Below are 14,727 nucleotides of genomic sequence, written 5' to 3' on the forward strand. Positions count from 1 at the left end.
CCGCGAATAAATCGCGGTTTTTTTATATGCCTTGGTTTAACAATCAAGGAATTTCATCTTCAAATTCAGGTTTAACCTGAACAATGAAATCTTGACGGTTAAGACCACGCCACAACGCAAATGCTGTACCGATATAAATCGAAGAGTAAGTACCAACAAAGACACCTACAAACATTGCTACAGAGAACCAGTGTAAGCCATCACCGCCCAAGAACATCATTGCAAGTACAACAAGCAATAAGGTCATTGAGGTATGGATGGTACGGCGTAAAGTCTCAGTTAAAGCAATATCCACGATTTCACGTGGAGTCGCGCCGCGAATCTTACGGAAGTTTTCACGGATACGGTCTGAAACCACGATGTTATCGTTAAGCGAGAAGCCAATCACCGCGAGTACAGCAGCTAAAACTGTAAGGTCAAATGGCCATTGGAATAATGCAAATGCACCAATAATAATGATGATGTCATGGAATAAAGACATTACGGCACCCATCGCGAGTTTAAACTCAAAGCGAATGGTCACGTAGATCAACATTAAGATCAGCGCAAGAGCAACCGCTCCAGCCGAACGAACATAAAGCTCATTACCAACCTGACCGCCTACAGAGTCCACTTTATGAACTTCGGCAGCGTTATTTGGTAATTGCACAGCTTTAGTAATCGCGTTATTAAGATCTTCAACCTTAACTTCTTGTACCGGCATACGCACGAGTAAGTCTTTATTACTACCTAGCGTTTGTACTACTGCATCTTTAAAACCAGCTTTGTCGAGTGCCTGAATAACGTCAGACTGATTTGCTGGTTGTGCATAGTTAAGCTCGGCAGAAACACCACCTGTAAAGTCCAAACCTAAATTAAGACCTTTAGTCGCGATAAAGAAAATACTCGCTAAAGTAATAAGGATCGAGAAGATTGCTGCTGGTTTAGCAATCTTCATGAACGGGATGATTTTTGCATCATCCGGACGACCATATTGTTTTGAAGGCTGTTGAGTCACTTTAGTCATCATAGATCTCCTTAAATGCTCAACTTTTTCAAATTACGGCGTTTACCATAAATGAGCTGTACGATAGCACGTGTTACTGTAATTGCAGTAAACATCGAACATACAATACCAATCATTAATGTTACGGCGAAACCTTTAATCGGGCCTGTACCAATTGCAAATAGAATGAATGCAACAAGGAACGTGGTTAAGTTCGAGTCAAAGATGGTGTTATAGGCTCGATCATAACCCGCCACAATGGCCTGTTTAGGTGAAGCACCCCAGAGCATTTCCTCTCGAATACGCTCACATATCAGTACGTTGGCATCGACCGCCATACCAATGGTAATAACGATACCCGCAATACCCGGTAAGGTGAGGGAAGCTCCTATCCAAGACATCACGGTTAAAATCATTGCCAAGTTAAATACAAGTGCAAAGTTCGCAATTAAACCGAATACGCGGAAGAACACGACCATCCAGATTGCAACAAGTAAGAAACCGATTTGAGTTGAGAGTACACCTTTATCAATGTTTTCTTGACCAAGGCTTGGACCAACAACACGTTCTTCAACGAAGTACATTGGCGCAGCTAAAGCACCAGCACGCAGCATTAATGCAAGTTCAGATGCTTCTTGAGGAGAACTTAAACCAGTAATACGGAAAGTTGAACCTAAAACAGCTTGAACTGTTGCAGCGTTAATTACGACAGACTCTGTATATGGCGTACGAACTTCTGTTTGAGCACCAGTTTTTGGATCTGTAACGTAGCTAATCTTTTGCTTGTTTTCGATGAACAATACCGCCATGCGTTTACCAACAGCATTGCGAGTTGCATCTGACATGAGCTTACCACCAGCACTGTCGAGCGTAATATTTACTTCGGCACCGCCAGAGTCTTGGCTAAAGCCAGAACTTGCATTTTGAACACGTTCACCAGTCAAGATACGGTTACGTTGCAACAAAAGTTGACGACCGCTATCTAAAGATTGATAAGCAAAAACTTCTGTACCCGGAGGTAAAGGTTGACCATTATATTTACCTGTATATGGGTCAATATATTGATCATTTAAGTCAGATACCAAACGGAATTCGAGGTTAGCAGTACGGCCTAAAACACGTTTAGCTTCTGCTGTATCTTGAACACCTGGTAATTCAACGACAATACGGTTGCTACCCTGACTTTGTACTAATGCTTCTGCAACACCAAGTTCGTTAATACGGTTACGTAGTGTTGTTAAGTTCTGATTGACTGCATATGCTTGAATTTCTTGACGACGTACATCGGTATAAGAGAGTTTTAAGGTAGAACCTGTCGTGCTCGCTAATGCCTGTTGGGTATATTCATTACCATTACGGCGTAAAAAATCCATTGCTGCATCACGATCAGCGTTGTCAGCAAATTGAACAGTGATCACATTATTATTTAACGCAAGGTTGTTAAATTTAATTTTGTTTTCACGGAACTGACGACGCAAATCAGTGGCAGAGGTTTCCATACGTTGGGAAATGGCTTTGTCCATATCTACTTCTAGCAAGAAGTGGACACCACCACGTAAGTCCAAACCAAGTTTCATTGGTTTAGCCCCAATTTTTTGCAACCATTCTGGTGTAGTTGGTGCAAGGTTTAGGGCAACAACATATTGATCACCTAAGTCACGGCGTAATACTTCTTTTGCTTTTAACTGCGCTTCAGAAGAGCTGACACGCAAGAGTGCAGCATTATTTGTAAAAGTATTATCGTGGCTCGCAATATTTGCTGTTTTTAAAATTTGCTCTGCTTTTTGCACCACACTTTGATCAATTTGGGTACCAGCTTTGGCACCGGAAATTTGAACTGCGGGCTCATCCGGATATAGACTAGGCAGTGCGTATAATGTACTGACTACCAGAACAACCAGAATCAGTAAATATTTCCATGCAGGGTAACGCATTCGCTTTCTTCTTAAATGAAAAAGCCGTGCTAAAGCACGACTGTTTTATGATTAAAGGTTATTTAGAGTGCCTTCAGGTAATACAGAAATTACGCTGGCACGCTGAATTTTTACTTCTACACCACGGTTAAGTTCAACAACCGCATAGTCACCTTCAAGTTTGGTTACTTTGCCCATTAAACCACCAGCAAAAACAACTTCGCTACCTACACCTAAGCTTTCGATTAAAGAACGGTGTTCTTTTGCGCGTTTTGCTTGAGGGCGCCAGATTAAGAAATAGAAGATTGCAACGAATACAACAATCATCAAAATGTTTGGCAAAAGACCCGGGCTTTGGGCTGCTGCTGGAGCTGCATGTGCAGTAGAAATGAACAAGCTCATTTTAATTTCCTAAAGTTAAAAAATATGAGTCAGATACCTGACATAATCCTAATTCGTTTTGCAATTTACCTTGTCTTGCGGTTGAGCGCAAATCTCGCTTATTCATCGACAGGGCAAGGTGGAACTTCTAATCCGCGGCGGGCATAAAAGTCCTGAACAAATTCATCAAAAGTGCCATTATCTAATGCATCACGCATACCTTCAGTTAAACGTTGGTAATAACGTAAGTTATGAATGGTACCAAGCATAGATGCTAACATCTCTCCACATTTTTCAAGATGGAACAGATAAGCACGGGTAAAGTTCTTACATGTGTAGCAATCGCAGTGTGGGTCAAGAGGCCCTTGGTCATGGCGATATTTACTATTACGAATACGTACCAGACCATCAGTGACAAAATAATGACCATTACGTGCATTACGAGTCGGCATTACGCAGTCAAACATATCGACACCACGGCGTACCGCTTCAACGATATCTTCAGGTTTACCTACGCCCATTAAGTAACGTGGTTTGTCTTGTGGCATTTTGTTTGGAAGATAATCTAAAACTTTGATCATCTCTTCTTTTGGTTCACCTACAGATAAACCACCAATTGCATAACCATCGAAACCAACTTCAAGTAAGCCATTTAAAGACTCATCACGTAAGTCTTCATACATGCCACCTTGAATAATGCCGAATAAGGCATTTTTATTTTTAAGCTCATCGTGGTGATGCGTTTTACAACGTTTTGCCCAGCGCAAAGAAAGCTGTAATGATTTTTGTGCTTCTTCGTGTGTTGCAGGATAAGGCGTACATTCATCAAAAATCATGACGATGTCAGAGTTCAATACATGCTGAATTTCCATTGAAATTTCAGGCGATAAAAACACTTTTGAACCATCAATCGGAGAGCGGAAAGTAACACCTTCTTCCTTAATTTTACGCATAGCGCCAAGACTAAATACTTGGAAGCCGCCAGAGTCGGTCAAAATTGGCTTATTCCATTTAATAAAGTCGTGCAATCCGCCGTGTTGCTTGATTACTTCAAGGCCCGGACGTAAATATAAATGGAAGGTATTACCTAAAATAATTTGTGCCTGAATATCTTCGATATCACGCGGCAACATGCCTTTGACTGTACCGTAAGTCCCCACTGGCATAAAAACAGGTGTTTCAACAACACCATGTTCTAAAGTTAAACGACCACGACGGGCACGACCCGACTGACCTAATTTTTCAAACTTCATCTAAAAATCCTGAACAATAGCAAGCAATACCGTAGGGCAGTGCAAGGGCGAAAAAACAGTTCGCTGCTAAATAGGGGCTGTAACATTATGAGCTTTAAAACGGGAAGACCAATTTAAAAACAGAAATAGCCCTAAAAATAAGAGGGCTATTTTCCTTGATTCTGCCAAGTAGTTCTACTACTAAATGTAGCTGGCTATAAAATAGGTCAATTTTCCGATTGAATGAGCACTTTTTTATTTAGACTAAAAGTTAGGTTTATAGTCAAAATTGTCTGTAGCCAAATTATCGCGAAAAGGACGAATTGCTTTTTTAGATAACGTCATTGTATTGATCAGGTTGTTTGGGAACACTTCAATCTGGTTGTTAAATACTTCGACATTGCGGTTAAAAATGCTGATTGCCGCGCCAACATTTTCGTTTTGTTCCTGAATATCGTCCATCATTTTGCTATAAAGCGTATCTGCTTTTAGTTCAGGATAGTTTTCAACTACGACATTTAGGCTACGGATCAGCTCTTTGCTCATTTTTTCAATCTGCTGTAATTGAGCAATATCAGTATGATCGACATTTAAACTGAGAATTTGCTGACGTAAAGCAGTCACCTTTTCTAAAGTCGATTTTTCAAACTGAGTATATTGATTGAGAGTAGTTTCTAATGCTTCAAGTGTTTTTACTTTTTGGCGTTCGAAATTTGCAACCTCTGCCCAAGCACGTTTGGTCGCGTTAAAATAACGTACAATGTTGTTACGAATGTGGATGCCCCACGCAATCAGTACGACGAAAATCCCCAAGAAAATGAATAAGCCTTTCATTTTCACTCCTCTTATTTTTATTCCCTTGTTGAGCCTTTTAACTTCTTATTGTTTATAAGTTGCTAGTTCGGCACTACGAGAGATTTATTTAATTAAATTAAGCATGAATTGCTGAAATTTCTCATATTGCGGCATGGTCATGGTACGTAAATGTCCACGTAATGCTGGAATATCATGAATTTCACTACGTTTGCTGGTGGTTTGAAAAAGATCTTGCTCACCGAGATAACATAATATTTGCTCTTCATGATGATAAATTAAATCACCGTTAAAATGTTGAAAAAAATCATGAAGTTTTAAAGTTAGACTTGGGCTAATTTCTTTAGCTAACTGGTGTTGGTCAGTACCGAAGATATTGAGCTCTTGGTTAATCAGAATGTCAGTACTTTGCCATTCGCTTAAGTACGGTGCAAAAAAGCGAGAACGCTGATTACTTACAGCAATACCTAAGGCTGGCATTTGAAAAATAAAAGCGCCCCATAAATCTTTATGAATCTCTTTTACTATTTTTTTATCGCTGTTTTGATCTTGAAGAATAGGTAAATTATTTACATAGTGATATTTAAATAGCAGGACTTGATGATCTGTAATACCATCATTCCATGTCACTGAAGCAAACTCAGTAATTTCATTAGCTTCATTGCCTCGATTAAACAATGGGAAATATTGTTTTAGTCTGCTCAAGACTAAAATGGGTTGGGCTTGAATTGGGAGATAAGCTGGTAAGTGTTGAAACTGTAAGCCATAACGTAAAGCAGTCATACGCTGCTCTAAATATTGAATGACTTCGCTTAGAGGTTTTTGCGGTTCATAGAGCAAATAGGCCAGAAAACCAGTTAAAAATGCCCATAAAAGACTCCAAATATATTGAATATGAGGATGAAAAAAGTATCCAAATAATAAAGTCGTAATACTGCAAATACCTAACAAAAACGGCAATACATTAACAAAACGAAGGTTATGATCTTCACGCCATGGATGTAACGCATTTAAGAGCTCTTGATCTGTTTGTGACTTTTGTCCCGCGTCCCAAAGTCGAGCAATATTACGAAAGACCTGTGTATTTTTTTTACGTCTTATATGAAGTGCTTGTTGTACGGTATCAATTGGCATGAAGGTAATGAGTTGATTATCATAAAGTGCTAAGCCTAGATTATCTTTTAAATTGAAAGAGATAAATAGAAATAAGTTTTAAATAAATAATTACTTTTATGACTTCGGAATTTGAGTTTCATCAATGAAATGCTGCAATATATTTGCAAACTGCTCAAACTCTGGCATTGAAAGTGTTTCTAGACATTCAGCAAGCTCACGTACACTAGTGCCATATAAACTTTGCTGACGTAAAAGATTTACATTACAGAGCCAACATAATGCGGATGTTTCAGGGTGTACATAGAAGTCCCCCGGAAAATTTTCCAACATTTTTTCTAATAATAACAAACGGTCAGGGCTTAGAAATTTTACTAAGTCCAACTCATTAATTCCACTTTGTTGGTATTTTTGATTAAAACGAATATCACTTGATTCCCAAGCTACTCCTAAGCGGCAAGCCTTTTGCTGTTGACTTGAAATGCTGACTCCGCGAACTGGAAAACTCTCTAAAATAACGCCGTATAAATCATAGCTAACATCTTTAAGTTCCCAACTGCCTTTTGAATTATAGGCCATCTCTCGATTGATATAATGATATCTAAAAATTTTATAGGGATGAGTTGTTTCTCTTACTTGCCACTTGCCGTGTATTGCTATTAGGACGGAATTTTGTTGATTACCTAACTTAAATAAGGGAAAAGCTGAAGCAGGTGTGCCTTCTTCCGGCAAATTATCTTCGGTTGCAAATTTAAAATTATATTTATGTTCATAATAATAAGTTTGGATATCTTGAAGCAGACAATTAAGTTCGGCAGTCGATGCTCTATGATGAAAGCCATAAAAGATCGCAAGAATCGCAAAAGGGAAGAAATAGATCGAAATAAAAAAGCCTAAAGCCATACAAACTAAGGCAAAGATTGTAGCATTCCAAAAAATATAATTTTGTATATCAAGCTGTTGTGTACCTGTCCAATTCTTTAATGAATGAATAAGCAACTCAGGTGGTAATTCCTGATTAAGTAAATTTCTTAACGCTTCAATATTTTTTAAAGTAATTTTGTTGTGCGTATTTTGATTATCAAAAGTATTTCGAACTTTCTGGAAGATAGGATTCATAAATTTTTTTATTAATTAAAATAGTATCTAGATCAGCTGGGTTAAACCTCGAATCAACTTATAGGTTTAACCCAGCTTTAATTTTTAAAGTTCTAATTTATCAATTAGCATTGCATCGCCATAACTAAAGAAGCGATAGCGGTCTTTAACTGCATGTTCGTAAGCAGCCAAAATATTATCTCGATTCGACAATGCTGAAACTAACATGAGCAGGGTAGACTCAGGTAAATGGAAGTTAGTAATTAAACGATCTACGATACAGAACTCATAACCCGGATAAATAAAGATTTGCGTATCACCATTCCACGCTGCGATTTTTCCGCCGTGTGCTTGGGCTGCACTTTCTAAGGCACGTGTCGCAGTTGTACCAACAGCAATTACTTTATTACCACGTGCTTTAGTCGCCAAAATTAAGTCAATGGTTTCTTGAGGAACATCACACCATTCACTGTGCATGACATGGTTAGTAATGTCGTCAGTACGTACAGGCATAAAAGTACCTGCACCAACGTGAAGAGTCACAAACGTTTTCTTAACACCTTTTTGATCTAATTTTGCTAACAACTCTTCGTCAAAGTGCAAACTTGCAGTTGGTGCAGCTACACTGGCAATTTTTTCTGGGTTATGGAAAACCGTTTGATAGCGTTCAGTGTCAATTTCTTCTGCTTCACGGTTAAAGTAAGGCGGAATAGGTAACTGACCATATTGCTCAAGTACAGGTAAAATTGGCTGTGAAAACTCAACTACAAATAAGTTTTCGTGACGGCCACGCACAATCACAGGAATATTACTTGCACCGACAAAAAGCTCAGCCCCTGCTTTAGGAGAGTTACTCGCTTTAATATGGCAATACGCTGTGGTGTGGTTCAGCATACGCTCAACCAAAATTTCAATAGCACCACCTGTAGCACGTTTTCCTTTAAGACGAGCTTTCATTACTTTGGTATCGTTGAGTACCAACAAATCACCTTCTTCAAACAGATCGATAATGTCTGTGAACATGTGATCGTGATATTGACCCTTTGCATCTAAATGCAATAAACGTGAAGCACTACGTGATTCGAGAGGGTAACGGGCAATAAGTTCATCGGGTAATTCAAAGGAAAAGTCGGACAGTTGCATATTTAGGAAAAACACCGCAAAAATTGGGGCTAGTATAAACTTTTTCGCTTTTTTATGGCTGTGCTTCTGACCTAAATCATAAAAAATGTTTAAATGATCTAAAAGTGAACGATAATATTCACTTAGGGTTTGACAAGTTTTACAAACGCGCTAATATACGCAACACAAACATACTTCCTCTCCCGAGGTGGTGAAATTGGTAGACGCGGCGGACTCAAAATCCGCTGTCAGAGATGACGTGTCGGTTCGAGTCCGACCCTCGGGACCATATTCAGAATCGTAAGATTCTACGAAAACCCCTAAACTAACGGTTTAGGGGTTTTTTGTTAGGTAATTTTCACGAAATTTTAATAATATATGATGAAGTAAAGTACCTGATACTTTCTACTAAAAATCCTAACTGGAGTTAGTTTGTTTCCGCAGGTTCTCTTTCAATCAAGCTGTAAAGCCTTACCAATAAATACTTCTTCCATTCGTGGTGTCCATATATTTCTTTGAATCAATTTTTCCCTAGCTTGCTTACGTTCGTGGGCAGTTGTTTTCTGTTTTTCTTCTTTCCATAAACTGTATTTGGTTCTAGAAAAGGCAAGGTTTTGAAGGTAATAGTTCCAAGACTGGTAATAACAAATCGCTCGTTTAAGTGATGAATGATGGTCTGGGTGAATTTGTAAGTCTTTTATAATTTCACCTGTAATACCAGTCCAGAGTGGAAATATATAATCTCTTCTAAAGTCGAAAAGGTGAGGGTATTTTTCCATTAATATGTTTAAAACTGCTTTGCTATGAGCCAGTGATTTGTTCGATGTCATTTTCGTGCTTTTTAAAGTTTCATATTGATTTTTGTTGTAGAAAAAAGAAAGTAGCTTAGATATTATATGAGCGTCAAGGCTTTATAATTAATTGGAAGATAAATAATGAAACAATACCAACGAGCTGCCCTTGCTTTAGCTGTACTAAAACTTGAATCAAATAATTCGGTAACTCGCGTATTTGATTATAGTCAGTCTAATTATCCAAATATTTCTGGTAATGTAAATACAAGTGAAATAAAACTCTATGATTATGATAGAGGTGCACATTTTGAAGGAAAGTTTAATGGGAGTGAGTTTAGCCTTTATGATTATGCACATGGTGAACATATATCATTGAAGAAGAAAGGGAATGGTAAATACGAAGGTTATCATTATGGAAGTGGTAGTTATTACGAAATTACTATTAAAGGGAATGGTATTAGCTTTTATGACTATGAAACAGGACAATATTATGATTTCTCATAATTTAAAAATTTAAGCAAGCCAGATTACAAATTTTTTTTTAGTGTTTTTGTAGTTAATTAAATATGATGTTAGTATTGAGATTTTAAATAATATGGGGTTAGGAATGGGAGAGATAATTTCTAATGAAGAAATAAAAGAAAATACGACTTTAGAGAATGAAAAAAAATTGAAAAGTAATCCACATCATAAAAATTTAGTTTTGGCACAAAATTTATTGAGATTACTCCATAAACGTAGAATTATTTTGCAAGTTGAAATTAATGATATTAATTATTATGAATATGGCTTTGAAGAACCACTCTTGTGTTTAGAAGTTATTATTGAAACTCTAACTGAAAATGATAAAGTTTTAAAAAGTATTAGTAGTTTTTGGCTTAATACTGAATTAAATAATTCAGGTCGGAAAATTGTAAAATTACCTAATATTTTAGATTCTAGTTTTAAGAAGGAAATGAAAGATTTAGAAAGCAATTTAGCTCAAATTATAGATTATATGGGTGCGTTAAATGATTTAGAACGAGCTGTAGAAATCTCTGACGAATCATTTGCGAATTTTAGAAAATTAAAAGAAAATCTTTCAGAATCTAATATTTTGTTAGATGACTTAAGAAGTAAAACTATTAAAGAACTATATGATGAAGATTATAGGAAATTTAGTAAAATATCTAGAAGTTATGAAGTTGGTTTTTATATTCTTATAGTTATAATGTTTCTATATTTTTTAGGTTTTAATTTAAGTGTTAAAGACATAGACTTTGGTTATTTTTCATTAATTTTTCCTGAAAGAAAAAATACAGATAATATCCCTTTTTATATTCAAAAAGTATCAATGTTAGTACTCTCTACAACATTGGCAGCTTTTTTACTTAAAAAATCATTTATGAATAGAAGATTAGCAGATGAGTCGTTTAGAACATCAAAAGAATTAGCTGGTTTGCCAAGATTTATTGAGCCATTGTCAATTGAATTACAAGAGAAAATTAGATTTGATTTAGCTTATAAGTACTTTGGAAATAGTATTTACCATGAGAGTTACACAGGTGGTGAAAACTTAATGCATGAGAGTATTAGAGCGAATACTGATTTTATTAAAGCTTTAAAAGATCTAAAAATGCCTGATAGTGGAAAAGCTGATTTAGAAGGTAAATAGTTTAAAAAAGGGGATACTTCATGAAAAGTTGGGAGCGTTGTTGCGTAGAATTTTTAGTTCGTATTGCTGAGCCTTTAGGAGAACTTTCAGAAGGTTATTTTGTTTGAATTCCGTGATTTAGAGATAAGAAGATGTTATTTAGTAATGAAGAAAGTAAGCACTTATTTTTCTGTAAAAAATTAGCTGAGCAATTAGAAAATTATTATCCCACTATAATTAGTCAATTTAATGTTAAAAATGGTGAAATTATTAAGGGGAATTATGAATCAATTTTTGATTCATTAAAAACTATTATTTTTAGAATCGAAAATTTTCTGAAAAAGTTTATTGGTACTAATTTAAATAATAATACTGTACAGCTTATAAGAAATTATTTTGATAATTTTATCTCTTTTAGTGGGATTATTAAACAGGAAATTGATGACAAAAATGTAAAAATTTATCTAAGAAGTTATATTTGGGATTTTTATTTATTTATTACAGAATTTTTTTATAATAAATCATATGTTGGTATCTTTGATAATGCGGAAGCACATGATGAAGTGGAGTTGATTTTAAATATAGTAGATGATTTAAATAAATCATATGGGTTGGATTTGGCAAAGAATAATGTTAATAACAATAAACTTTATGATAGAGTTGTGTTGCTGGAAGATGAGATAAAGAGATTATACAAAGAGTTGAATATTAGTTCAGCCCAGATTAAAGAAACAGTAGATGGTTTTGTTTTAACACAACAAGACTATTTTAATGACCAGTTAAATTCTTTAATAGATAGCTTAAGATCTTCGTTAGGAAGTGTTCATAATAAATATGAAAGCGAAGTAAAAGGGAAAGTAGAGAACTTAGAAACTTTAATTAATCAGACAGATCAAGATTTTAAAAGTACCTTTAATGATTACAACCAACTTAAGGGCTTAGTTAATATTAAAGGTGAAATGTTAATTACAGATCATTATAAAAAAAGAGCTTTTTGGGAGCGTATTACTTATTGGTCTATGACTATAGCTACATTTATAATTATTATTTTATCTATCTGTTTAGCATTAAATGGGTTAAATGAATATAAAGAAAAAACTGATGTACCAGTTACCACTTTAATTGAAAATTACAAAGATCAACCTATTGAAAAAATTGAAAAGATTTATTCAGTTACACAAAATAATGCATTAACTTATCTAGTATTACGTTTAATATTTTCAGTCTTGCTTTTCTCATCCATTATTTATACAAGTCGTGTTGCTTACCGAGCCTATGTTCATATGCGTCATAGTGAAAATATGATGTTGAAGCTTGCCACATTACGTCCTTTCATTAATCAACTTAACGATGATGAGCGTAATCAGATTCATAAAGATCTTGTTCCAGACTACTTTGGTAAGGATGCTGGCTTAGTTGATACAGCAAATGAGAAGTTCAAAGATTTACCAGCTAACGTAAGTGCAATAGCTATGAAAGCAATTGAACAAATTTCGGGAGGGGGAAATAGCTCTAACAGCAGTAGCAATGAAGGGAAAAATCAAAGAGATAATAATCAGGGCTAAGAGGTAATAAATAAAAAGTCCAAAGGGGCCTTTAGTTATTACATAATTTTGAACCTTCTTCTATTAACGGTGTTACATTCATTTTAAATTTAACACCTAAGTTCTCAGCTTCTTTTGTTATATCAAAAATAGTCCTATAGTCATTTTGAGCACTGCCATTCACAGCATATTTGTTCCCTTCAGGATCTGTAAATACAATTCGTGAAGGAGATTCACACGTTAGCGTTCCTTTATTAACAAGAAGTGGCCATCTATCCTTGTATTGATCTGCTGAGACTTCTTGCTTCTTTAATTCAGGTTCACTTGAGCATGCTGTTAGAATAATTAATGTTAATAAAGAGATGATTTTTTTCATGATTTGTAATTAGCTTTGTGGTGTAAGCACTAACTATACCGTAGTTTTACTTTTAAAAGGTGTATTGAGCCAAATTCAAAACGAGCTACATTATAAAGTTGAATCAAGCTAGACCCTAAGCTCTTACCCGGAGAGTGTTTTTTAATCACCTTTCTACTATTTATAAACTCGTATTTCTAACATCTTACAATTCATCACCTTCAAATAATTGTTGTATTTTTCTAAAGCATACCCACTTTATGTATCTGAAAACCTTTAATTGAAACTTCACATTTCTATTTCGAAAAGAAAGTTGCTCTTTTAATGTACTGTGTTAAAGTTTGTATTAGATCATAATGATTATAAGTACATTTCTCAAAGAGCGGTTCCGACTAACAACGACAAAATCTGTGAGGCGGGCATGACACAGCGATTAGAACTACATCAGGTCGAGCAATTAAGTGCTTGTAGAATATCACTATTACTTGGATTAAATGCCGAGCAGAACTACATTGAGCAATTTTTCCGGTTTAGTGTTCGCCTGTTGAAGTGTCAAAAAGCTTTGCTTACCTTTAATCAGGAACCTTACTTTTGGCATCATTGTCCTGAAGGCATGACTGCTATTTCATTTAAACCTTCAAGACACTTAAAACAATGTTTTGCTAAACAACAGGTGATTCATCACGATCATCCTTCTTATCAAAATTTAATCAACTATTTAAAAGAGCTAAATATTGAATGTGGTCGTGCCTTAGCTGTCCATTTGGTGCAACCCGACCAGACTTCTATGGGGTTTGCCGTTTTCTTTGATGATGATGAAACCACTTTTGAAAATGATCAAATTCAGTTGTTGCTCGATTATTGTTCTAGTTTTATGCAACAAGTCGAGTTGAAATTTAATTATGAAGAATTAAATGAACTCTATGAGCAGCAAGTCGCGCTTAACTCCAGTAAAACAAAGTTCTTTTCTATTATTTCGCATGACTTGCGGGCGCCATTTCATGGCTTGTTAGGTTTCTCCGAAGTGTTAGCTAAAGAACGTGAAACACTGGATGAATCGAGTATTCAAAATATTGCTGACTATTTATACGATACTTCTCAATCGACCTATAACTTACTTGAAAGCTTATTAACATGGGCGATGGCAGAGGGGGGACGTTTTGTTTATCACCCAATTAATTTCAAGCTTAGACAAGTCAGCAATATTGTTTGCGATGTGCTGCATACGTTGGCTTTAAAGAAAAATATTGAATTGGTAAATGCGGTTTCCGAAGATTTAAAAATCTATGCCGATATTAATATGATGACTTCCGTGATTCAAAACTTGGTGTCAAATGCATTGAAATTTACCGATGTTGATGGCTCTGGGAAAGTGTTCATTGAAGCGAAGCAGGTAGGCACAAATGTCGAAATCACTGTACGTGATACTGGTCTTGGCATGAGCGAACAACAAATGGCAAATTTATTCCATCCGCGTATCACAGCGAGCTTTAAGGGAACAGCAGGTGAAAAGGGCGCGGGATTAGGTTTAAGTTTATGTAAGCGGTTTGTCGAGATTAATCAGGGTAAGATTAGCGTGAATTCCCAAAAGGGTATTGGAACGACATTTAAAGTTTTATTACCTTCTGCCCAAGAAGTTCCTGAGCTTCATGTAGAAGAGCAAAACACATCTGAAGCAAAATTAGTTTAATCCCTTTTCCTATTACTACGTGAACTGCTATAACTAAAAAGAGAGTCTGAGGAA

14 protein-coding genes and 1 tRNA gene are annotated in these 14,727 nt (G+C 35.9%); 5 read left to right on the top strand and 10 right to left on the bottom strand.

All coding sequences use genetic code 11. The features are described 5' to 3' along the window. Positions 1-43 precede the first annotated feature (43 nt). The 8 genes from secF to queA form a co-directional block, all read right to left on the bottom strand. A complete protein-coding gene (gene secF, locus RMA95_RS05510) occupies positions 44-1,009 on the bottom strand; it encodes a protein translocase subunit SecF (RefSeq protein ID WP_019457463.1) in 966 nt (321 codons plus the stop codon). Positions 1,010-1,017: 8 nt separating this feature from the next. Continuing rightward, a complete protein-coding gene (gene secD, locus RMA95_RS05515; protein ID WP_151760907.1) occupies positions 1,018-2,919 on the bottom strand; it encodes a protein translocase subunit SecD in 1,902 nt (633 codons plus the stop codon). A gap of 51 nt (positions 2,920-2,970) precedes the next feature. Next, positions 2,971-3,300 (bottom strand): preprotein translocase subunit YajC, encoded by a 330-nt coding sequence (gene yajC / locus RMA95_RS05520; protein WP_000051669.1) that lies wholly within the window; start codon positions 3,298-3,300, stop codon positions 2,971-2,973. A gap of 98 nt (positions 3,301-3,398) precedes the next feature. Then, positions 3,399-4,532, bottom strand: a complete 1,134-nt coding sequence (tgt, locus tag RMA95_RS05525; RefSeq protein ID WP_002157357.1) for a tRNA guanosine(34) transglycosylase Tgt — start codon at positions 4,530-4,532, stop codon at positions 3,399-3,401. A gap of 243 nt (positions 4,533-4,775) precedes the next feature. Beyond that, complete coding sequence (locus RMA95_RS05530; protein ID WP_086497531.1) at positions 4,776-5,345, bottom strand: LemA family protein; 570 nt, start codon at positions 5,343-5,345, stop codon at positions 4,776-4,778. Positions 5,346-5,429: 84 nt separating this feature from the next. Further along, positions 5,430-6,458 (bottom strand): hypothetical protein, encoded by a 1,029-nt coding sequence (locus RMA95_RS05535; RefSeq protein WP_311069827.1) that lies wholly within the window; start codon positions 6,456-6,458, stop codon positions 5,430-5,432. 96 nt (positions 6,459-6,554) lie between these two features. Further along, positions 6,555-7,556, bottom strand: a complete 1,002-nt coding sequence (locus RMA95_RS05540) for a hypothetical protein (protein ID WP_311069828.1) — start codon at positions 7,554-7,556, stop codon at positions 6,555-6,557. An 84-nt stretch (positions 7,557-7,640) separates the two neighbouring features. Beyond that, the gene (gene queA, locus RMA95_RS05545) at positions 7,641-8,678 is read right to left on the bottom strand and encodes a tRNA preQ1(34) S-adenosylmethionine ribosyltransferase-isomerase QueA (protein ID WP_311069829.1); all 1,038 of its coding nucleotides are present in this window, start codon (positions 8,676-8,678) and stop codon (positions 7,641-7,643) included. A 181-nt stretch (positions 8,679-8,859) separates the two neighbouring features. On the opposite strand from queA, the gene RMA95_RS05550 reads away from it, so the two are divergent. Next, positions 8,860-8,946, top strand: a tRNA-Leu gene (locus tag RMA95_RS05550). 163 nt (positions 8,947-9,109) lie between these two features. Here RMA95_RS05550 and RMA95_RS05555 read toward each other — a convergent pair. Then, positions 9,110-9,487 carry a ProQ/FINO family protein gene (locus RMA95_RS05555; protein ID WP_311069830.1) on the bottom strand — a complete coding sequence of 126 codons (378 nt, stop codon included), beginning with the start codon at positions 9,485-9,487 and terminating at the stop codon, positions 9,110-9,112. Positions 9,488-9,592: 105 nt separating this feature from the next. Here RMA95_RS05555 and RMA95_RS05560 point away from each other — a divergent pair, with 105 nt between their 5' ends. From RMA95_RS05560 to RMA95_RS05570, 3 genes are all read left to right on the top strand, one after another. Then, positions 9,593-9,955, top strand: coding sequence for a hypothetical protein (locus tag RMA95_RS05560; protein ID WP_311069831.1), 363 nt, complete (start codon positions 9,593-9,595; stop codon positions 9,953-9,955). A 103-nt stretch (positions 9,956-10,058) separates the two neighbouring features. After that, the gene (locus RMA95_RS05565; RefSeq protein ID WP_311069832.1) at positions 10,059-11,105 is read left to right on the top strand and encodes a hypothetical protein; all 1,047 of its coding nucleotides are present in this window, start codon (positions 10,059-10,061) and stop codon (positions 11,103-11,105) included. A 131-nt stretch (positions 11,106-11,236) separates the two neighbouring features. Then, positions 11,237-12,649, top strand: a complete 1,413-nt coding sequence (locus RMA95_RS05570) for a hypothetical protein (RefSeq protein WP_311069833.1) — start codon at positions 11,237-11,239, stop codon at positions 12,647-12,649. A 31-nt stretch (positions 12,650-12,680) separates the two neighbouring features. Here RMA95_RS05570 and RMA95_RS05575 read toward each other — a convergent pair whose 3' ends face one another. Then, entirely contained in the window at positions 12,681-13,004 is a 324-nt protein-coding gene (locus tag RMA95_RS05575) for a DUF2511 domain-containing protein (protein WP_311069834.1), read from the bottom strand. A 400-nt stretch (positions 13,005-13,404) separates the two neighbouring features. On the opposite strand from RMA95_RS05575, the gene RMA95_RS05580 reads away from it, so the two are divergent. Then, entirely contained in the window at positions 13,405-14,673 is a 1,269-nt protein-coding gene (locus RMA95_RS05580) for a HAMP domain-containing sensor histidine kinase (RefSeq protein WP_311069835.1), read from the top strand. Positions 14,674-14,727 lie beyond the last annotated feature (54 nt).

The organism is Acinetobacter sp. V110_1 (assembly GCF_031798975.1).
Classification (GTDB): domain Bacteria; phylum Pseudomonadota; class Gammaproteobacteria; order Pseudomonadales; family Moraxellaceae; genus Acinetobacter; species Acinetobacter nosocomialis_A.

What these genes read in the sequence shown, in the direction of transcription:
- secF (WP_019457463.1), bottom strand. Translation starts at nt 1,009, where the DNA reads ATGATGACTAAAGTGACTCAACAGCCTTCAAAACAATATGGTCGTCCG.
- secD (WP_151760907.1), bottom strand. Translation starts at nt 2,919, where the DNA reads ATGCGTTACCCTGCATGGAAATATTTACTGATTCTGGTTGTTCTGGTA.
- yajC (WP_000051669.1), bottom strand. Translation starts at nt 3,300, where the DNA reads ATGAGCTTGTTCATTTCTACTGCACATGCAGCTCCAGCAGCAGCCCAA.
- tgt (WP_002157357.1), bottom strand. Translation starts at nt 4,532, where the DNA reads ATGAAGTTTGAAAAATTAGGTCAGTCGGGTCGTGCCCGTCGTGGTCGT.
- RMA95_RS05530 (WP_086497531.1), bottom strand. Translation starts at nt 5,345, where the DNA reads ATGAAAGGCTTATTCATTTTCTTGGGGATTTTCGTCGTACTGATTGCG.
- RMA95_RS05535 (WP_311069827.1), bottom strand. Translation starts at nt 6,458, where the DNA reads ATGCCAATTGATACCGTACAACAAGCACTTCATATAAGACGTAAAAAA.
- RMA95_RS05540 (WP_311069828.1), bottom strand. Translation starts at nt 7,556, where the DNA reads ATGAATCCTATCTTCCAGAAAGTTCGAAATACTTTTGATAATCAAAAT.
- queA (WP_311069829.1), bottom strand. Translation starts at nt 8,678, where the DNA reads ATGCAACTGTCCGACTTTTCCTTTGAATTACCCGATGAACTTATTGCC.
- RMA95_RS05555 (WP_311069830.1), bottom strand. Translation starts at nt 9,487, where the DNA reads ATGACATCGAACAAATCACTGGCTCATAGCAAAGCAGTTTTAAACATA.
- RMA95_RS05560 (WP_311069831.1), top strand. Translation starts at nt 9,593, where the DNA reads ATGAAACAATACCAACGAGCTGCCCTTGCTTTAGCTGTACTAAAACTT.
- RMA95_RS05565 (WP_311069832.1), top strand. Translation starts at nt 10,059, where the DNA reads ATGGGAGAGATAATTTCTAATGAAGAAATAAAAGAAAATACGACTTTA.
- RMA95_RS05570 (WP_311069833.1), top strand. Translation starts at nt 11,237, where the DNA reads ATGTTATTTAGTAATGAAGAAAGTAAGCACTTATTTTTCTGTAAAAAA.
- RMA95_RS05575 (WP_311069834.1), bottom strand. Translation starts at nt 13,004, where the DNA reads ATGAAAAAAATCATCTCTTTATTAACATTAATTATTCTAACAGCATGC.
- RMA95_RS05580 (WP_311069835.1), top strand. Translation starts at nt 13,405, where the DNA reads ATGACACAGCGATTAGAACTACATCAGGTCGAGCAATTAAGTGCTTGT.